This window comes from Kitasatospora sp. NPDC096140, assembly GCF_040303045.1.
Taxonomy (GTDB): Bacteria; Actinomycetota; Actinomycetes; order Streptomycetales; family Streptomycetaceae; genus Kitasatospora.
The window spans coordinates 54,433-72,704 of record NZ_JBEOUW010000020.1; the positions used below are offsets into that span (position 1 = coordinate 54,433).

Genomic DNA, 18,272 nt, shown 5'->3' on the forward strand with positions numbered 1-18,272 from the left:
TCTACCGCCCCACCCCGGTGAGCGCGCGGACCTGGAGGTCCTCGAAGCCGCGCCGGTCCGACTCCTCGTCGCGGCGGCGGCGGCCGCCGAGCAGGGAGCCGAGGACGGCGGCCCCGAACCCGACCGGGATCGAGACGATGCCCGGGTTCTGCAGCGGGACCGGTGCGGTGGCGGTGCAGGAGATCAGCGCCGTGGCGTTGCCGACCTGCTGGCTGGAAACCTCCACGCCGCAGTCCTTCGCCTGTGCGGCCGTCAGCTTCACGGCGTGGACCGTGCCGGTCGCGCCGCCCCAGCAGATCGGGGAGAGCAGCACCAGGCCGATCGCGCTGACCAGGCCCGCGTAGATGCCGCACGTGGCGCCGAAGGTGGTGAAGCGCTTCCAGAACAGGGTCAGCAGGATCGCCGGCAGATTGGCCGAGGCCGCGATGGCGAAGGCCAGGGCCACCAGGAACGCGACGTTGAGGTCCCTGGCGAAGATCGACAGGGCGACCGCGACCGCACCGATGACCACGGCGGCGATCTTCGCCGTGACCAGTTCCTGCCGCTCGGTGGCCGTGCCCTTGCGGATGACGCTGGCGTACAGGTCATGGGCGAACGACGACGACGAGGTGAGGGTGAGCCCGGCGACGACCGCGAGGATGGTGGCGAACGCCACCGCCGCGACGAAGGCGAGCATCAGCGAGCCGCCGGTGGTTCCCGCGCCGCCGCCGAGGTGTTCGGCCAGCAGGGTGGCGGCGGTGTTGCCGGACGGGTCCTTCTCCTTGATCGTCGTCGTGCCGACCAGCGCGGCCGCCCCGAAGCCGAGCACCAGGGTCATCAGGTAGAAGACCCCGATGATGCCGATCGCCCAGTTCACCGACTTGCGCGCGTCGCGGCCGGTCGGGACGGTGTAGAAGCGGACCAGGACGTGCGGAAGCGCCGCGGTGCCCAGCACCAGGGCGATGCCGAGGCTGACCAGGTCGAGCTTCGACCAGCCGTCGGTGGCCCCGTACTTCAGGCCCGGCCGAAGGAACGCCTCCCCCTTCTTGGACGCCGTGGCGGCGTCCCCGAGCAGGTGACCGAGGTCGAACCCGTACTTCGCCAGCACCCACAGGGTCATCACGGCCGCGCCCGCCATCAGCAGCACCGCCTTGACGATCTGCACCCAGGTGGTGCCCTTCATCCCGCCGACCACGACGTAGACGATCATCAGGGCGCCGACCCCGACGATGGTCCAGATCTGCGCGGAGGCGCCCTTGACGTCGAGCAGCTGCCCCACGATCGTCGCCGCGCCGACCATCTGCGCGATCAGGTAGAAGATCGAGACCACGATGGTCGACACACCCGCGGCGGTCCGCACCGGCCCGCTGCGCAGCCGCGCGGCCAGCACGTCGGCCATGGTGAACCGCCCGGTGTTGCGCAGCAGTTCGGCCACCATGAGCAGCGCGACCAGCCAGGCGACCAGGAAGCCGATCGAGTAGAGGAAGCCGTCGTACCCGGAGAGCGCGATGATCCCGGCGATGCCGAGGAAGGAGGCCGCGGACAGGTAGTCGCCCGAGATCGCGATCCCGTTCTGCAGCGCGGAGAACTGGCCGCCGCCGGTGTAGAAGCCGCCGGTGCCGCGGGTGCTGCGCCGCGCCCGGAGGGTGATGGCGAGGGTCACCGCCACCAGGGCGACGAACAGGCCGATGGTCAGGCCCTTGTGCGATGCCGAGGCCGCCGCGGCGGTGGCGGTGGGAAGGTGCTGGGTCATGTCCGGATCTCCGTCGGTTCCTGGTCGCCGCCGGGGCCCGCCGGGCCCGGGGTGGTCGGACGGCACGCCGCCGCGCTGCGCAGGGCCGCGGCCGGCGGGTCCAACCGCCGGGCGGCGAACCGGCCGTAGGCCAGGGCGATGCCGAAGGTCGAGACGAACTGCAGCAGTCCGAGGACCAGCGCCAGGTTGACGTGTCCGACGACCTCGGTCGCCATGAGGTCGCGGGCGAAGGCCGAGCAGAGGACGTACGCCAGGTACCAGAGCAGGAACGCCGCCGTCACCGGGAAGACGAACCTGCGGTACGCGGTGCGCAGTTCGACGAAGCGCGGATCGTCGGCGATCCGGGGTGTGTCACCGCGCGACGGCGCGGCCGGGTCGATCATGGGAATCCTTCTGAGCCGTGAGGAACGTGCCAACGGCCCGGACGGTAGGAGTCCGTGGTAGACAAGCGGTCAACGCGCGGTCGGCGACGCCCCCGGCCCGCTCGACGGTGCCGCCCGCGCCGCCTGCTCGGAACCGTTGACCGTGCCGCCCGCGCCGCCTGCTCGGAGCCGTTGACAGTGCCGCACGGGGCTCCTAGCGTGGCGCAGTCGATTACCCGCCGGTAGGGACTGCTGCACGTAGGGACTGTTGATGGCCGAGACCCGCCCGTACGACCTCGTCCTGTTCGGAGCCACTGGGTTCACCGGCGGGCTCACCGCCGAGTACCTCGCGCGGACCGCGCCCGAGGGCTGCCGCTGGGCGCTCGCCGGGCGGGACGCGCGCAGGCTCGCCGCCGTCCGGACGCGGCTGGCGACGATCGACCCGCGCTGCGCCGACCTCCCGCTGCTGGTCGCGGACGCCGCGGACCGCGCGGCGCTGCGCGAGGTGGCCGCCTCGGCCCGGGTGGTGGTCTCCACCGTCGGCCCGTACCTGCGGCACGGCGAGCCGCTGGTCGCGGCCTGCGCCGACAGCGGCACCGACTACGTGGACCTCACCGGCGAGCCGGAGTTCGTCGACCGGATGTACCTCCGGTACCACGAGCGGGCGGTGGCCACCGGCGCGCGGCTGGTGCACGCCTGCGGCTTCGACTCGGTGCCGCACGACCTCGGCGTGCTGTTCACCGTCGACGAACTGCTGCGCCGCGGCGGCTCGGCGGCCCGGGTGTCGGTCGAGGGCTTCGTCCGCGTCGGCGGCACCGTCTCCGGCGGCACCTTCGCCTCCGCGATGACGGCCCTCTCCCGGCCGGGGGCGATGGCCCGGGCCGCCCGGGAGCGCCGCGCGGTCGAGCCCCGGCCGAAGGGCCGGCTGGTCCGCACCCCGGCCGGCCGGCCGCACCGGTCGCGGACGGCCCGCGCCTGGGCGGTGCCGATGCCCACGATCGACCCGCAGGTGGTGTCCCGCTCGGCCGCCGCGCTGGACGAGTACGGCCCGGACTTCGGCTACGCGCACTACGCGGCGGTACGGCGGCTGCCGGTCGCCCTCGGCGGTGTCGCCGCGGTGGCGGCGCTCGCCCTCGCCGCCCAGCTGCCGCCGCTGCGCCGGGCGCTGGGGCGGCTGCGCGCGCCCGGCGCCGGGCCGAGCGCGGAGCAGCGGGCGCGGTCCTGGTTCGCCGTCCGGTTCGTGGCCCGGGCGGAGGGCGGGCGGACGGTCCTCGCCGAGGTGTCCGGGGGCGATCCCGGCTACCAGGAGACCGCGAAGATGCTGGCGGAGTCGGCGCTGTGCCTGGCGTACGACGACCTGCCGCCGCTGGCGGGGCAGCTGACCACGGCGGTGGCGATGGGCCGGCCGCTGATCGACCGGCTGGTCGCGGCGGGGATCTCCTTCCGGGTGCTGGAGACTCCGCCGCCGACCGCGCCCGGCCGGTAGCGTCGCGCCCGGCCGGTAGCCCCGCGGACGGCCGGTGGCCGTCGGCGTCGACCCGCCGAACCCCCCGCCCCTGCTACGCGTGCGCCCCGGCGGCGGCCGCCGCGAGCGCGGCCACCTGCGGCTTGCGGATGTCGGAGTGCGCGCCGGAGAACGGTTCGCCCTCCACGTTGTCGATGACGGCGGCGGCGTTCACCCGGTAGAAGGCCCCGGGCACGAAGCCGTACGCGGCTCCGCCGTCGGCGGGCATCACCCGGTCCTCGGACGGCGCCACGGCCTGGTACCCGTCCGCGCCCATGCCGTCCCAGCGCCCGGCGACGTCGGCCTCGGAGTCCTGGCGGGCGAGGAAGGAGGCCTTCGGATACCACACGCCGACCGCCCAGTCGTGGACGCTGAAGGTGGAGACGAGCGGGCCGTGCACCCGGTCCGCGAAGGTGTTCAGCGCGCCCGCGCTGCCGAAGGGGTTGTCCTGGGCGTGCGCGAAGGACCAGTGCGAGAACGCCCCCTGGATCAGCAGCAGGGAGGCGACCGGGCTGTCGGCCGGCGCACCGACCCCGGCCAGGGCGAAGGAGACCAGCCGGGCACCGAAGCTGTGCCCGAGCAGGTGCACCCGCAGGCCGGGCGCGCGGGCGTGCAGGGCGGCGAGCAGCGGCCCGAGGCCGGTCCGGCCGATGTCGCCGGCCCGGGCCTTCATGACCGAGTACGAGAGCACCCGCAGCGCGTCCTTCGCCCCGTTCACGGCGTGCCGGAACCAGTCGCCGATGCCCTGCGTGGAGGAGCCGGGCGGCGCGCTGCCGAAGGCCTCGGCGGCGGCCTGGTACGCCGTCTTCGGGTCGGCGTCCTGCAGCAGCGCCTGCTCGCCCGAGTCCTCGAACGTGCCGTCGGGCGCGGGCGGCGGCACCAGCGACCGGACCAACTGGTGGATCCGCACCAGCCGTTGCTCCTTGACCTCGTCGGTCTCGTCCGAGCCGACCGCCGCCACCCCCTCGTCGATGAGCCGGCCGAGGTCCGTCACCGTCTGCTGCTGCGCCGGGTCGGCGAAGCCCTGGACCAGCGACGCGGCGATGTCGGCCCCGGAGACGGCCGCCGTTCCGGCGCTGAGGTCCACCACGGCACCGTCCCCGGCCTGCGGCGCGGCGGCCGCCGGCGGCGGGGTGGCCGGCGTGGGCGGGAACCAGAGCGAGGGCCAGTAGACGCCCGCGAATCCGACCGTGCCGAGGCTCGCCGCGTCGCTCACGGCCTCCCGGATCAGCGGGAACATCGCGTCGTAGAGCTCGCGGGCGCTCTGCTGGGCGGTGCCCCATCCGTGGCTGAAGACGAACAGGTCCTGCACCCCCTCGGCGGTGACCTGGTCGAGGAAGTCCGCCGCCGCGGGGGCGGTCAGCAGCCCCTGGGCGTCGAAGGTGACGTCCCACACGGGCTCGTTCGTCGGCAGTCGTCTCATCGCGCGTGACCTTTCGGGTGGCCTTTCGGGTGGCCTTTCGTCCGTCCGTCAGACATTCGCCAGCATCCGCATCAGGTCCACCAGTCCGGCCCCCTGGGCGTAGCGCTCCCGGCCGAGGTCGGTGGCGGAGGCGGTGAGCAGGCTCTTGACCTGCTGCGGCCGGCCGATGAACTCCGGGCGGGCGGAGAGGAAGGCCGCGATCACACCCGAGACGTGCGGCGCCGCCATCGAGGTGCCGGACTGCTCGGCGTACGTCAGCAGGCTCGCCGGCAGCGGGTCCCCCGGGGCCGGGGTCAGCCCGGCGGTGGCCCGGACCTTGCCGCTGGCCGCCGAGGCGATCCACTCGCCGGGCGCCACGACGTCGGGTTTCATCCGCCCGTCGAGCGTCGGGCCCTTTCCCGAGGTCCACGTGACGCCGAACGCGTGCGGGGCCTCCCGGTGGGTGGAGCCGACCGCGATGCAGTCCTCGGTGTGCGCCGGTTCGGTGATCGAGCCCATGACGGCCGAGGTGTCGGCGGTGTCCCGGGACGTGCTCCGGGCACCGAAGTTGCCGGCGGAGACCACCACGACCACGCCGGAGGCGACCACCTGGCCCACCGCCTGGCACAGCGGCGACTGGCCCGCGGCGTACTGGTCGGGCCGCCACTCGCAACCGAGGCTCATGTTGACGCCGTGCACCCGCAGCACCGCCGGGTCCACGTTGACCTCGGTCCGCAGGTAGGTCAGCGCGCGGATGACCGCGCTGGAGGACGTCACGTAGGTGCCCTGGCTGCTGAGCCTCATCACCTTGATGCTGACCAGTTCGCAGGCCGGCGCCATCCCCGACAGCCGGTCCGCGCCGGCCCTGGCCACGAACCCGCCGTCCCCGGGCTCGTCCGGCGTGGCCACCCGCGGCGTCATGCCGTCCGGGGTGCAGCCCGCGATGATGCCGGCGACGTGCGTGCCGTGCCCGCTGTCGTCCACGAGCGGCGACGCCGGGGCCCCGGCCGCCGCTCCGCCGGGCGGCTGCGCCACCGGGTCGGCCGGGTTCACCAGGAAGCCGAAGTCCCGGTGCAGACCGCTGGTCCGCCCCTGCGGTAAGTCCTCGCCGCGCCCCTCGGCCGCGAGCTCCAGCCCGGCGAAGTGCGGGTGGGTCGCGTCGATGCCGCTGTCGATGACCGCCCAGACGATCCCGCTCCCGCGCGCGTCGTAGGCGCGCCAGGCGGCGTTGGCCTTCACCGTGGGTGCGGAGCGGTCGATCTGCGGGTGCAGCAGGTAGTCCGGCCACACCCGGAAGACGGTCGGCGGTCGCCCGGTGCGGGCGGCGGAGCGGCGGTCGTCCTCCACCAGTTCGCCGAGGTCCGCCCGGGACAGGACGGTCTGGTACAGCTTCGGCGCGACCAGTGCGAGCCCCGGGGGCACCTCGGGCTGCACGTGGCTCCCCGACGTGACCTCGTCGGGCCACTGCCCGCGGGAGCGTCCCGCGTAGCGCTCCCAGAGCGCGTAGAACTCGTCGCGGACCACCTGCAGCCCGCCGGGGTAGCGCAGGTTCAGCTCGATCAGCATCGGCACCTGCTGCTCCGGGTCGACCTCCTCGACGGCCCCGAGCATGAGCCCCGGCGGGGAGCCGGGCTCGCTCCCGGGCGCGGGCCCGGGCTGGGAGAGGTTGAGGTCACCCACGATGGGCGAGCGGAAGGGGCTCTCGGGCTCGTACGCCATGGCCGTCCCTACAGCCCGCTCGGCCAGGTGCAGCCGCTCGGCACCTGGACGCCGGCGTCCTCCGCGGCCGTGCCGTAGACCAGGGCGATCTCGTCGTGGTCGTGCAGCAGGAGCGCGGCCGGGTCGCCGTCGGTCTGCTTGCCGTTGACGTAGGTCTTCAGTGTGTGGGTGGCGTCGGTCTTCAGGCCGCCGAGGTGGTCGGCGGAGGCGGAGACCTGCCATTCGGTGAGGAACTGCCCGAGGCTGAAGTCCGCGTGCACCGGCGACTCGACGTGGATGATGCCGGTGGTGTCGTGGGTGTGCAGCGGGCTGATCTGCTGGGCGGCCTCGTCCACGCCGATCTGTGCCGGCACCTCGACGGGCTTGCCGTCGGCCAGGACGTCCAGGTGGGTGTGGATGTGCAGCGCCGAGCCCTCGGTGCCGAGCATCGGCAGCCCGGCCGCCGCCACCGCGGCCGCGACGTCGCTCGGCGCGTCCCACGGCGGAAGCGTGGTGCGGCCCTCGGCCGTGATCCGCGGCTGCGCCGGGATCCCGTGCGAGGAACCGGACGAGCCCTGGTTCGTCGCGATCACGGCGGCGATCCCGCCGACCGCCGCCACGGCGACCAGGCCGATCGTGCCGCGCACCAGCCACCGCCGGCGCCGCTCCCGGCGGGCCTCCGCGGCCCGGAAGGCCGCCGTGTGGGCCCTGCGGTCAGCCGGATCCGGCTTCCGCCCCGGTTCTCGCTCAGACATCCGTACGGACCTCCTCGCGCGCGGCGGTGCCGCTCGGCACCGCTCCATCAGCCTGACAGAGGCGGATGCGATCGGCTCGTCGAGGACCGCCGGGCCCGGCCGGGAATCCGCACCGGAATCCGCGCACGCCTATTGACTACCAGTCCAACAGTGGCGATTCTCATCACACCGAGTGCGCGGTCCATGACAGCCGGCCCGGAAGGGTCGGTCCGCGCCCCGGACGGGCCCGTGCGTGGCCGCGCCACCCCCTCACCTCGGACACGGGTGGTGACCATGCACCGACTCCCCCACGGCAGACGCGGACTCGTCGCACTGCTGGCCGCACTCCTCACCCTAGCCGCCATGGCGCTCGCCGGGCCGGCGCCCGCCGCGCCGGGCGGGACGGACTGGTGGAACCCGACCGCACGCCCCGCGCCCGACTCACAGATCGGCGTCACGGGCGAACCGTTCCGCGGCACCGACGCCCAGGGGCGGGTCCGGGGCTTCGTCGACGCGCACGACCACATCATGGCCAACGAGGCGTTCGGCGGGCGGCTGATCTGCGGCAAGTCCTTCTCCGAAGCCGGGATCGCGGACGCGCTGAAGGACTGCCCCGAGCACTACCCCGACGGCTCGCTCGCCATCTTCGACTTCATCACCAAGGGCGGCGACGGCAAGCACGACCCGGTCGGCTGGCCGACCTTCAAGGACTGGCCGGCCCACGACTCGCTCACCCACCAGCAGAACTACTACGCCTGGATCGAACGGGCCTGGCGCGGCGGCCAGCGGGTGCTGGTCAACGACCTGGTCACCAACGGGGTGATCTGCTCGGTCTACTTCTTCAAGGACCGCAGCTGCGACGAGATGACCTCCATCCGCCTCCAGGCGCAGAAGACTTACGAGCTGCAGGCCTACGTCGACACGATGTACGGCGGGCCGGGCAAGGGCTGGTTCCGGATCGTCACGGACAGCGCGCAGGCCCGCGAGGTCGTCGAGCAGGGCAAGCTGGCCGTGATCCTCGGCGTGGAGACCTCCGAGCCCTTCGGCTGCAAGCAGATCCTCGACGTCGCCCAGTGCAGCAGGGCCGACATCGACCGCGGCCTGGACGAGCTGTACGGGCTGGGCGTGCGCAGCATGTTCCTGTGCCACAAGTTCGACAACGCGCTCTGCGGGGTGCGCTTCGACGAGGGCGCGCTCGGGACGGCGATCAACGTCGGGCAGTTCCTGTCGACCGGCACCTTCTGGAAGACCGAGCAGTGCGCCGGGCCGCAGCACGACAACCCGATCGGCCTCGCCCCGGCGCCCGAGGCGCAGCAGCAGCTCCCGGCGGGGGTCGCGGTGCCGGCCTACGCCGGCGGCGCCCAGTGCAACACGCGCGGGCTGACCGATCTCGGCGAGTACGCGGTGCGCGGGATGATGAAACGCAAGATGATGCTCGAAGTCGACCACATGAGCGTCAAGGCGGCCGCGCGCTCGTTCGACATCCTGGAGTCGGAGTCCTACCCGGGCGTGATCTCCTCGCACAGCTGGATGGACCTCGACTGGATCGAGCGGGTCTACAAGCTCGGCGGCTTCGTCGCCCAGTACATGAACGGCGCCGAGGCGTTCAGCGCCGAGGCCAAGCGGACCGACGCGCTGCGCGACAAGTACAACGTGGGGTACGGCTACGGCACCGACATGAACGGCGTCGGCGGCTGGCCCGGCCCGCGCGGCGCGGACACCGCCAACCCGGTGCACTACCCGTTCCGCAGCGCGGACGGCGGGTCCCTGATCGACCGCCAGACCACCGGCTCGCGCACCTGGGACATCAACACGGACGGCGCCGCCCACTACGGCCTGGTGCCGGACTGGCTGGAGGACATCCGGCAGGTCGGCGGTCAGGGCGTGGTGGACGACCTCTTCCGCGGCGCCGAGTCCTACCTCACCACGTGGGGGGCCGCGGAGCGGCACCGGTCGACGGTGAACCTGGCCGCCAACCGCCCGGCCACCGCCAGCACCACCGAGTGGTGGAACCCGTTCGTCAGCTTCGCGCCCGGCCGGGCGGTGGACGGCGACCCGGGCACCCGCTGGGCCAGCGAGTGGAGCGACGACCAGTGGTTCCAGGTCGACCTCGGTTCCACCGGCCTGGTCGGGCGGGTCACGCTGGACTGGGAACGCGCCTACGGGCGGGCGTACCGGATCGAGGTCTCCACCGACGGGAGCACCTGGCGGTCGGTGTGGTCCACCACGACCGGGGACGGCGGCCTGGACACCGCACGGTTCCCCGGCGTCCCGGCCCGGTACGTCCGCGTGCAGGGCGTGCAGCGCGGCACCCAGTGGGGGTACTCGCTGCACGAGGTCGGCGTGTACAGCAGCTAGGTCCGGCGCCGGCCGCCCGGGGCGGCGAGACGGCGGCCGGGCGGCACCGGAGGGTCGGTGCCGCCCGGCCGCGTCGGGTCAGTCGAGGACGACGACCATCTTGCCCAGGGCCTGGCCGGCCTCCATCACCCGGTGGGCCTCGACGATCTCGTCGAAGCGGAAGGTCCGGGTGGGGCGGGCGCGGAGTGCGCCGGACTCGACCCGGGCGTAGATCTCGTCCAGTGGAACGTCCGAGAGCGGGAAGGCCGGGGTCCCCAGGACGAAGGCGCTGCCGAAGAAGCTGAGCCGGACGCCGCTGGGCAGGTCGGCGATCGGGTCGAAGTCCGCCACGGGGGCGAATCCGCCGAGGAAGCCGACCTGGCAGACCCGGCCGCGCGGCCCGACGGTGCGCAGCGAGTCACGGAGCACCGTGTTGCCGACGACGTCGAGCAGCGCGTCGACGGCGAGGCCCCTGCGTTCGGCCTCCGCGGCCAGCCGCCCGTCGTCGATGAGCACCTCGGAGGCCCCGAGGTCCTTGAGCAGGGGCGCGTGTGCGGGGTTGCGGGTGGTGGCGAGCACCGTTGCGCCGTGGTGGACGGCCAGGTTGACGGCGGCCTGCCCGAGGGAGGAGGTCGCGCCGCGGACCAGCAGGGTCTCCCCGGCGCCGAGGGCGAGGTTGCCGTGCAGGGCGCTGTACGCCGTGGCGTACACCTCGGGCACGGCGGCCAGGTCGGCCCAGGGCAGGGTCGAGTCCACGGCCACCACGTTGGTCGCGGGGACGGTGACGCGTTCCGCGTAGCTGCCGTTGCGGGTCCGTCCCATGCCGCCGAGGATCGCCACCACCCGTGTACCGACCGGGAGTTCACCCGAGGGGTCGGCCTCGACGAGGCCGGCGCACTCGATCCCGGGGACGGCGGCCACCTGGCCCCAGGCACCGCTCCGCATGTACGCCTCGGCGTGGTTGAGGCCGAACGCCTTCACCCGGACGAGGACCTCGCCGGCGGCGGGCACCGGGTCGGGCAGTTCCGTGGCGGTGAGGACCTCGGGGCCGCCGTGGGCGGATATGACCATGGCCTTCATGTCCCAACCTCATTCTTGAATAGTCATTCATCTATAGGGCCGACGAAAGGGCCACCGCGTACGGTGGCCCGAGGTGCCGTGGCGTCAGGCGAGCACGGCGAAGGCGTTGTCGACGATCGCCCGCAGCACCGCCCCGTCGGGATTGGCCTTGCCCACGACCATGAGCCCCTGGCACGTCGCGACCAGCAGCTTGGCGCTGCCGCCCGGGTCGAGCGAGGCCCGCACCTCACCCCGGCGAACGGCGTTCTCCAGGGCGTGGGTCATGCACCGCTCCAGACGCGCCAGGTGGCCGCGCACGACGGCCGCCGCCGCGTCGTCCTCGGCGGCGTTCTCGATCGCCGTGTTCACCAGCAGGCAGCCCTGGCGCCCCTCGGGGCTGAGCAGGTCGCGCACCAGCCCGTCGAAGTAGCCGCGGACCTCCGCCACCGACGCACCCGCCGCCTCCAGCTCGCCGAGCTTGCGGGGCACGACCAGCTTCGAGTAGCGCTCCAGCGACTGGACGAAGAGCGCGCGCTTGCCGCCGGGGAACGCGCCGTAGATGCTGCCGGGCTTCACGCCCGTGGCCTTCACCAGGTCCTCGATGGACGTCGCCCGGTACCCGCGCTCCCAGAACCGCAGCATCGCCTGGTCGAGGACGGTCTCGGGGTCGAACTCACGGGGCCTGGGCATGGGGGAACCATATCTGAATACCCATTCAAGAACAACGGCCCGAGTGACAACGGCCCCGGTCCGGCCCCCTCACGTCGCGGTCACCCGGGCAGCACCGGGCTCCCGGGGCGCTCCGCCGGCACCGGCCGCCCCAGCGGGAGCAGGTACTGGACGGGCTCCTCGATGTCGTCCAGGCCGAGGAGTTCGTGGGCGAGGTCGTCCTGGAGACCGCCGAGAGGGGTGGTGCCCAGGCCGTGGGCGGCCGAGGTGAGCAGCAGGTTCTGGGTGAGGTGGCCGGCTTCGAGGAGGCCGAGGCGCAGCGCCCGCAGCCCGTAGCGGCGGCGCAGCAGGGCGAGGTCGAGGTAGACGACGAGGACGGCGGGGGCGCTCCCGATGTCGATCGCCGCCGGGTCGCCGGCCGGGCGGGAGAGGTAGGAGGAGAGGGCTTTGAGGTCGTCGAGCTCGGGCGGCGGGCCGATCGGGCGCAGGCTGCGGTGCTCCGGCAGGCACTCGTAGGTGCCGGCGGGCAGGCCGTCGACGGCGAGGGCGACCAGCCGCAGGCGCACGGTGTGCAGGGCGCCCGCGCTCGGGTACGGGCGGTGGCCGGTGCCCTCGGCCTCGCCCTCGGCGAAGGCCGGCCACAGCAGGCCGCCGAGGGTGGCGGCGGTGAGCGGGCCGGTCAGCGGGCCACGGCTGGAGCGGCGGGTGAGCAGCGCGTCGGCGAGGGTGACCGGCGGCAGCGGGTCGGCGGGCAGCGGGACGTCGCCGGGCCGGGGCCGCTGGGCCGGGACGGGCGGCAGGTCCCGCAGGGTGGTGTCCTCGGTGCGGCCGATCTGGAACTTGCTGCGTTCCAGGTACTGGTGGTCCGGCGCGTGGTGGTCGGCGGGGAAGAAGGTGAACGGCTGCTCGGTCTCCAGCAGCGTCCGGGCGGCGAGGCGGCAGACCGCGCGCTCCTCGTCCGGGCCGACGCCGAGCCGGTTGAACAGCATGTGCAGCTGCGAGGCCCAGACCCAGGCGAGGCGTTCGGCCGGCTCCGGGGCCCCGGCGGCCCGCATCCGGGCGGCGGCGTCGGCGACCTCGGCGGCCCAGTCGCCCAGCCACGGCGCGGCCGTCCCCGAGCCGAGGGCCGCGCGCAGGGCCCGGGCACGCCTGGCCAGGGCGTCGCGCTGCCGGGCGAACACCGTGTTCACCCGGGTGTGGACGGCGGCGCCGGGCAGCGCCCGGTACTCGGTGACCCAGCGCCAGGAGGCGGCTTGGCGGCGCAGCCAGCGCGAGGCGGCGAGCTCGTCGAGGCCGAGCGCGTGTGCGGTGGTGTGGGCGAGGTCGAGGGCGATCGGCAGGCGGGAACCGGGGGCCGCGTCCAGGGCGCGCAGGGCGTGCACGGCGGTGCGGGTGGAGCGGGTGAACAGCTCCTCGGCGATCGGCAGCAGGGCCGGGCCGCCGTAGCGCTCGGTCTCGGGCACGTACGGCACCTCGGTGACCTCGCCGTGCCGCGCCGCCCAGGGCTCGTCCAGGGGGGTGCGGCGGGTGGCGAGCCGGGAGAGCTCGGCGGCGAGGGACGCGGGCGGCGCGCCGGGGCCGCGGAGGCGGATCCGCAGGTGGGGGCCGCCCTCGCCGTAGCGGATGAAGAACCAGTCGGTGTCGGCGAGCCCGTCCATCAGCGGGGCGAGGTCGGCGGTGACGAAGGCGTCCGCCTCGTGGGCGGGCAGGGGCAGCGCGAGGTGCAGGCTGTGCCAGCCGGTCGGGGGTGCGGCGTGGCCGGTGGGCGGCCGGTGGGCGGTCGTCACGTCCTGCATGGTCATCGTGTCCTTCCCGGACGGCTGGAGGGCTGGAGGGCTGGAGGGCTAGGGGAACGGGTGCGGGTGGAGCGGCAGTTCGTCGTGGCGCAGCGGGCCCGGGGTGCGGCCGAGCCGGTACGGGACCTCCAGCAGCCGGGGCAGGCCCCGGGTGCGGCGGTTGACGTGGCCGAAGGTCATCGGCAGCGTGCCGGGCACGATCACCTTGGCGCAGTGCAGGCCCAGCCGGTCGCGGACGCCGGGCTCGTCCTGGGTGACCACGACGACTTCCAGGCCCTCGCCGGCGAGCCGGCGCACGGTGTCCTCCAGCAGCTCGGTCAGGTCGGTGACCGGCGCGGGGGCGCCGGGCCAGCGCTCGGCCGGGGGCACCGGCGGTGGGCCGGCGAAGAGGAAGTCCAGCCGGGGCTGCGCCTCGGGCAGGGCGTTGAGGCCGACGTGGTCGTCCAGGGTGACGACCAGGTCGGGCCGGTCCAGCAGCTGCCGCAGCCGCTGCGGGTCGCGCGGGCCGCCCGGGGCGGTGGAGCGGTGCGGGGCCTCCTGGACGTTGGTGACCACCTCGGCGACGGCGGAACGGATCGCCGTCAGCGGGTCGTGGTGGGCGCCCGCCGCGAGGAAGGTGCGCGGGGTGTCCGGGTGGCCGCCGTGGTGGCGGCAGAGGGCGATCACGGCGGGGATGCCGAGGTCGTTGGTGGCGTCGAGGAGGGTCAGCCGGTAGCCGAACAGCCGGGCCCGGGCGGCCAGGTCGGCGACCTGCGGGTCCTCGGTGGGGACGGCGACACCGGGCAGCGGGGTGCCCGCGTACCAGGCCATCAGGAAGGCGTCGCGCTCGGCGACCTCGAACAGGCCGTAGAGCGCGGCCTCCTGGGGGCTGTTGCCGAGTCCGCAGCCGTTGGAGGACTCGTAGACCACGCGGGGGCGGTCGCGGGCCGGCAGGTCCCAGTAGGCGACGTGCTCGGGGACGGCGACCGGGCGGCGGTGGGTCAGCGACCAGCCGTGCACCCAGTCGAGTTCCAGGTCCGGGGTGTACGGGACGGTGGTGGCGGCGGGGTGCCCGTGGTGGGCGGGGTCGGGCAGGCCGATCCGGGCGGGGTCGAGGACGGCGTCGCGGCCGAGGTCGCGCCGCAGGTCGGCGAAGGAGGCGCGCAGGACGGTCCGGCGGCCGAGCGGCCGCATGCCGGCGTACCGCTCCACGGCCTCGAACAGGGCCACCCGCTCGCTGGAACGGAAGTCCTCCGCCCGTCCGTAGCCGCCGTCGTCGACCGTCCGGCCGTCGGTCGCCCAGGCGGTGGTGAGGGCGAACGCCGAGTCCTCGGTGCGGAACAGCCGGCGGACGGGGCCGAAGCGCTCGTCGTGCAGTTCGGCCCGCAACTGCTCGGCGCCCGTACGGTCGTTGGGGCCGCGCAGCACGGCCGGGTCGGGCAGCGGGCGGGGCGTCGCGGGCAGCCGGGCGGCCTCCGCGGTGTCGGCGGGCAGCGGGCGGCAGACGGCGCAGCCGCCGACGGGACGGACCCGGTGGGTGGACCAGGTGGCGCGGGCGCCGTTCACCAGGTGGACGGTGGCGTGGCCGACGTCGGCCGGCTCCGGTGCGGCCGCGGCGGGGGCCGGTGCTTCGGCGGGGGCCGGTGCTCCTACGCGGGCCGGTACGGCTGCGGCCAGCTCGGCGGCGAGTGCGGCCACCGCGTCGCCGAAGGCCGGGGTGCCGGTGCCCGCGAGCGCCAGTTCGGGGCTCTGCCAGGGCACCCGGCCGCCGGCGGTGGCGAGCCGCTGGTACTCGGTGCAGCCGAGGCAGGCGGGGGCGCCGGGGTGCAGGACGGGGCCGACCAGGGTCAGCGCGCCGTCCTCGCGCACCGGCACCAGGCGCACGGGGTGGGCCAGGGCGTGGCGGCTGAGCCGGGCGGCGAGGCCGAGGGTCCACTCGGTGAGGTGGACCACGGCGGTGCCGCCGGTGGTGGCCAGGGCCTGCGCCGGGGTGAGGACGGGGAGTTCGCTCATCGGCCGTCTCCTGAGCGTACGAGTGCGGTGAACCCGCAGCCGTCCAGGGCGTTGGCGAGCGGACGGGCGGCGGGGGTGGCGGGCCGCCAGGGGGCGGTGCGCAGGCCGGTCAGGCGGTGCAGGGCGGCGTGCAGGTCCGCTTCGCGGTCGGCGAGTCCGGTGAGCCAGTGGTCGGTCCAGCCCTCGTCCGTCCAGGCGGCCGGGTGGCGTCCGGCGGCGGCGAGCGGGGCGGCCGCGCCGGTGAGGGCGGTGTGGTGGGCGGCGGCCAGGCCGCTCCGCCGGGCGAGGAGGCGGGTGAGGGCGGCCAGGGCGGCGTGGGCGACGGCGTCGGCGGGGGTGGCCTCGACGGCTCGGCTCCCGTCGACCTCGGCCAGGAACACCCGCACACCGTGCGGAAATTGACGGATCGTCAAATCTGGTGAGCGGCCGAGGAGACGGGCCAGCACAGCCCACCAGTGCGCGGCCTGCGGGTGCTCGCGCCAGGCCGACTCCGGCAGCGCGGGTCCGTGCGAGGCGGGGCCGTCCGCCGCGGCCCGGTCGAAGGCCGCCGCGCGCAGGGCCCGGCCGAGGGCGTGCTCCGGGTCGGCGCCCACCACCGGGGCTGCTCCCCCGTCGACGGCCGCCAGGTGGAGTTCGGCGGACCGGCAGGCGGCGGCCAGCCGGGCGAGGTCCGTCCGGGCCGCGCCGGCCACCAGGGTGCCGGACGGCGTGGCGCAGGAGACCAGGGCGACGGGCAGTTGGGGCAGGTCGCCGGGCGACGGCGCGTCGAGGACGCCCAGCCGTGGATCGCCCAGGGCGGTCACCCGGCGGAGGGCCTCGACCAGGTCCGTGGGCGGTTCGGCGGCACCGCCCGCGCCCGCCGCCCACGGGTGGTGCTCGGCACGCGTCGGGCGGGCCTCGGCGAGCAGGACGGCTGGGCGACCGGCGAGCAGGCGCGGGTCGGCGCCCGGCTCGCCCGGGTCCGGCAGGCCGGCGACCGCGCACAGCAGCCGCTGGGCGGCCGCGGCGGCGAGCAGGACGGGCAGCGCGGCAGGGTGTCCGGCGCTCGGGTTGGTGCCGGGGCCAGGGTCGGCGCCGGGGCCGGTGCCCAGTCGGGCCGCGAGGGCGGCGGCGTCCGCCCGGGTGCGGGCCGGGTCGGCGGGCTCGGTGACGAACCCGCCGTCCGCGCCGCACTGCACCGCGACCGCCACCGGCGGGGCGCCCGCCGAGGCCACCACCCGCCCGGCCGGCAGCCCGGCGTCGGCGACCACCGCCGGTGCGGCCGTCCCGCCCCGGGCGAGGCCACGGGCCACCGCGCGGGCCAGCGGGCCGTCCGGGTCGGCGGCGGCCACCACCGGGCGGGTGGCCGCGAGGGCCGCCGCCGCGCCACCCGGCTCCGCCGCCACCGCGCCCGGCCAGAGCGGCAGTCGGGCGCCGCTCGGGTGGTCCACGATCAGGTCGTGCTCGCGCAGCCGGGCGGTGACGGTGGCCAGCGCCGCCGCCACCTTCGGCTCGGGGACCGGCGCCGCCGGGTCCGCACCGGGCGCGAGCCGGGCGTCGAGCAGCTTCCACAGTGCGGGGAGCACGCGGCTGCCCTCCAGGGTGAGACTGCTGCCGCGCCCGCGCAGGTGCAGTCCGTCCCGGAGCCGGGTCACCGCCACGCCCGGGCGCAGGTGGGGCCGTACGACGCCCCCCTGCGGACCCCCGGCCCGGCCGGTCACGCGGCGCCCTCCACGGCGGCGATGACCTCGTCCACCCGGTCCTGCCAGCGGTGCCCGGTGAGCTCGGGCACGGTGCGGACGACCAGGTGCGCGGCAAGGTAGCGCTCCACCGGCCGGACGTCGCAGATCGCGAACAGCCGGTACAGGCCGTTGGTGCAGGCCCGGTAGATCAGGTAGTCCGGGCGGGTCCACATCGTGCCGCCGGGGTCGGAGCGGTGCAGCAGCCAGTGGAAGTCGCTGTAGCGGGTGCGCAGGGCGAAGTCCCAGCGGGCGGCGGTGTCCGGGTCGCCGACCGCGGCCGCGCGGGCCCGGTACTCCTCGCGGCTGCCGCCGAGGTCGATCCCGGCCGCGTGGCGCCGCTCCGCGAGGGCCCAGGCGGTCGCCGACCAGTGCGCCCAGTCCCGCTCCCAGCCGCGCGCGCCGCCGTCGGTGATCCGGCCCACCAGTGCGGTGACGGCGCCGCCGACGCGGTCCCAGCGCCGGTCGAAGGCGGCCCGCAGGCTGCCGTCCGGGTCCTCGTGGACGAGGAAGTCCTCCAGGTGCGAGACCATCGAGTAGTGCCCGCCGATCAGCCCCTCCGGGTGCGCGGCGGCGTGGGCGGCGAGCGCCGACACCACCAGCTGGACGCGGGCCTCGGAGGCGTCGCCGTGCGCGCCGAGGAAGTCGCACCCCGCGCCGAGGGCGGGCAGGCCCAGCCGCATCAACTCGTCGCGCAGTTCGGCGGACCCGGCTCCCAGCAGGGCGTTCAGCGCTTCCCCGGCGGACGGGTCGACGGGCAGCACGCGGACGGTGTTGTCCGGCACCAGCGGCCCGTACGGCGGCGCGATCAGCTCGACCCGTCCGGCGACGGCGGCCTCGGCCAGCAGCTGTTCGTCCGTCCGGTCGGCGACCGACGGGTGCGCCGCCGTCCAGGCCCGCAGCCCCTCGGCGGCCCGCTCGGCCGCGGCGGCCACCCGCGCCCCCGGGCCGCGCAGCCGCAGCCGCAGGTGCGGCCCGAACCGCCAGTGCCGCTCGACGTGCGCCTCCAGCCCGTCCGCCGCCGCCTGCCGGGCGGCCGGCAGCACGGCTTCGCGCAGCGCTCGGGCCTTGACGGGCTGGTAGTAGGTCAGGACCACATCGCGGGCGGTCACGGCCTCCGGGCCGTCGGCCAGGTCACTCATCGGACGCCTCCTCGGCAGTGCGGAGCGGGACGGGGGGAAGGGCTGAGGAACGGACTCGCGCCAGAGGGCGGGCCGCCGGCTTCCGCGGCACCGTGCCGCGGGCCGCCCGAGGGCCGGCCGGCCCTCG

General features: G+C 75.4%; 13 protein-coding genes. 2 read left to right on the forward strand and 11 right to left on the reverse strand.

The annotated features are described in order from the left end of the window. Window position 1: 1 nt before the first annotated feature. Window positions 2-1,732 carry a monocarboxylic acid transporter gene (locus tag ABT048_RS21730; RefSeq protein WP_350523082.1) on the reverse strand — a complete coding sequence of 577 codons (1,731 nt, stop codon included), beginning with the start codon at window positions 1,730-1,732 and terminating at the stop codon, window positions 2-4. Further along, a complete protein-coding gene (locus ABT048_RS21735; RefSeq protein ID WP_350523083.1) occupies window positions 1,729-2,115 on the reverse strand; it encodes a DUF485 domain-containing protein in 387 nt (128 codons plus the stop codon). The genes ABT048_RS21730 and ABT048_RS21735 overlap by 4 nt, the downstream gene beginning before the upstream one ends. Window positions 2,116-2,365: 250 nt before the next feature. On the opposite strand from ABT048_RS21735, the gene ABT048_RS21740 reads away from it, so the two are divergent. After that, window positions 2,366-3,580 (forward strand): saccharopine dehydrogenase family protein, encoded by a 1,215-nt coding sequence (locus tag ABT048_RS21740; protein ID WP_350523084.1) that lies wholly within the window; start codon window positions 2,366-2,368, stop codon window positions 3,578-3,580. Window positions 3,581-3,653: 73 nt separating this feature from the next. Here ABT048_RS21740 and ABT048_RS21745 read toward each other — a convergent pair whose 3' ends face one another. The 3 genes from ABT048_RS21745 to ABT048_RS21755 are packed head-to-tail and all read right to left on the reverse strand — an operon-like array spanning window position 3,654 to window position 7,453. Then, window positions 3,654-5,021, reverse strand: a complete 1,368-nt coding sequence (locus ABT048_RS21745; protein ID WP_350523085.1) for a hypothetical protein — start codon at window positions 5,019-5,021, stop codon at window positions 3,654-3,656. Window positions 5,022-5,069: 48 nt separating this feature from the next. Further along, the gene (locus tag ABT048_RS21750; RefSeq protein ID WP_350523086.1) at window positions 5,070-6,719 is read right to left on the reverse strand and encodes a S8 family serine peptidase; all 1,650 of its coding nucleotides are present in this window, start codon (window positions 6,717-6,719) and stop codon (window positions 5,070-5,072) included. An 8-nt stretch (window positions 6,720-6,727) separates the two neighbouring features. Continuing rightward, entirely contained in the window at window positions 6,728-7,453 is a 726-nt protein-coding gene (locus ABT048_RS21755) for a hypothetical protein (protein WP_350523087.1), read from the reverse strand. Between the two features lie 273 nt (window positions 7,454-7,726). On the opposite strand from ABT048_RS21755, the gene ABT048_RS21760 reads away from it, so the two are divergent. Further along, a complete protein-coding gene (locus ABT048_RS21760; protein WP_350523088.1) occupies window positions 7,727-9,790 on the forward strand; it encodes a galactose-binding domain-containing protein in 2,064 nt (687 codons plus the stop codon). A 78-nt stretch (window positions 9,791-9,868) separates the two neighbouring features. Here the strand turns inward: ABT048_RS21760 and ABT048_RS21765 are convergent, their stop codons facing one another. From ABT048_RS21765 to ABT048_RS21790, 6 genes are all read right to left on the reverse strand, one after another. Next, window positions 9,869-10,849 carry a zinc-binding dehydrogenase gene (locus tag ABT048_RS21765; RefSeq protein WP_350523089.1) on the reverse strand — a complete coding sequence of 327 codons (981 nt, stop codon included), beginning with the start codon at window positions 10,847-10,849 and terminating at the stop codon, window positions 9,869-9,871. Between the two features lie 84 nt (window positions 10,850-10,933). Next, window positions 10,934-11,518 (reverse strand): TetR/AcrR family transcriptional regulator, encoded by a 585-nt coding sequence (locus tag ABT048_RS21770; protein WP_350523090.1) that lies wholly within the window; start codon window positions 11,516-11,518, stop codon window positions 10,934-10,936. An 80-nt stretch (window positions 11,519-11,598) separates the two neighbouring features. Continuing rightward, window positions 11,599-13,293, reverse strand: a complete 1,695-nt coding sequence (locus tag ABT048_RS21775) for a thiopeptide-type bacteriocin biosynthesis protein (protein WP_350523091.1) — start codon at window positions 13,291-13,293, stop codon at window positions 11,599-11,601. A 48-nt stretch (window positions 13,294-13,341) separates the two neighbouring features. Beyond that, a complete protein-coding gene (locus ABT048_RS21780) occupies window positions 13,342-15,285 on the reverse strand; it encodes a TOMM precursor leader peptide-binding protein (RefSeq protein WP_350523092.1) in 1,944 nt (647 codons plus the stop codon). Next, window positions 15,282-16,985 carry a hypothetical protein gene (locus ABT048_RS21785; protein WP_350523093.1) on the reverse strand — a complete coding sequence of 568 codons (1,704 nt, stop codon included), beginning with the start codon at window positions 16,983-16,985 and terminating at the stop codon, window positions 15,282-15,284. Before ABT048_RS21785 ends, ABT048_RS21780 begins: the two co-directional genes overlap by 4 nt. Then, a complete protein-coding gene (locus tag ABT048_RS21790) occupies window positions 16,982-18,145 on the reverse strand; it encodes a hypothetical protein (RefSeq protein ID WP_350523094.1) in 1,164 nt (387 codons plus the stop codon). Before ABT048_RS21790 ends, ABT048_RS21785 begins: the two co-directional genes overlap by 4 nt. Window positions 18,146-18,272: the final 127 nt, after the last annotated feature.

What these genes read in the sequence shown, in the direction of transcription:
- ABT048_RS21790 (WP_350523094.1), bottom strand. Translation starts at nt 18,145, where the DNA reads ATGAGTGACCTGGCCGACGGCCCGGAGGCCGTGACCGCCCGCGATGTG.
- ABT048_RS21755 (WP_350523087.1), bottom strand. Translation starts at nt 7,453, where the DNA reads ATGTCTGAGCGAGAACCGGGGCGGAAGCCGGATCCGGCTGACCGCAGG.
- ABT048_RS21735 (WP_350523083.1), bottom strand. Translation starts at nt 2,115, where the DNA reads ATGATCGACCCGGCCGCGCCGTCGCGCGGTGACACACCCCGGATCGCC.
- ABT048_RS21745 (WP_350523085.1), bottom strand. Translation starts at nt 5,021, where the DNA reads ATGAGACGACTGCCGACGAACGAGCCCGTGTGGGACGTCACCTTCGAC.
- ABT048_RS21730 (WP_350523082.1), bottom strand. Translation starts at nt 1,732, where the DNA reads ATGACCCAGCACCTTCCCACCGCCACCGCCGCGGCGGCCTCGGCATCG.
- ABT048_RS21765 (WP_350523089.1), bottom strand. Translation starts at nt 10,849, where the DNA reads ATGAAGGCCATGGTCATATCCGCCCACGGCGGCCCCGAGGTCCTCACC.
- ABT048_RS21740 (WP_350523084.1), top strand. Translation starts at nt 2,366, where the DNA reads ATGGCCGAGACCCGCCCGTACGACCTCGTCCTGTTCGGAGCCACTGGG.
- ABT048_RS21770 (WP_350523090.1), bottom strand. Translation starts at nt 11,518, where the DNA reads ATGCCCAGGCCCCGTGAGTTCGACCCCGAGACCGTCCTCGACCAGGCG.
- ABT048_RS21775 (WP_350523091.1), bottom strand. Translation starts at nt 13,293, where the DNA reads ATGCAGGACGTGACGACCGCCCACCGGCCGCCCACCGGCCACGCCGCA.
- ABT048_RS21750 (WP_350523086.1), bottom strand. Translation starts at nt 6,719, where the DNA reads ATGGCGTACGAGCCCGAGAGCCCCTTCCGCTCGCCCATCGTGGGTGAC.
- ABT048_RS21760 (WP_350523088.1), top strand. Translation starts at nt 7,727, where the DNA reads ATGCACCGACTCCCCCACGGCAGACGCGGACTCGTCGCACTGCTGGCC.
- ABT048_RS21780 (WP_350523092.1), bottom strand. Translation starts at nt 15,285, where the DNA reads ATGAGCGAACTCCCCGTCCTCACCCCGGCGCAGGCCCTGGCCACCACC.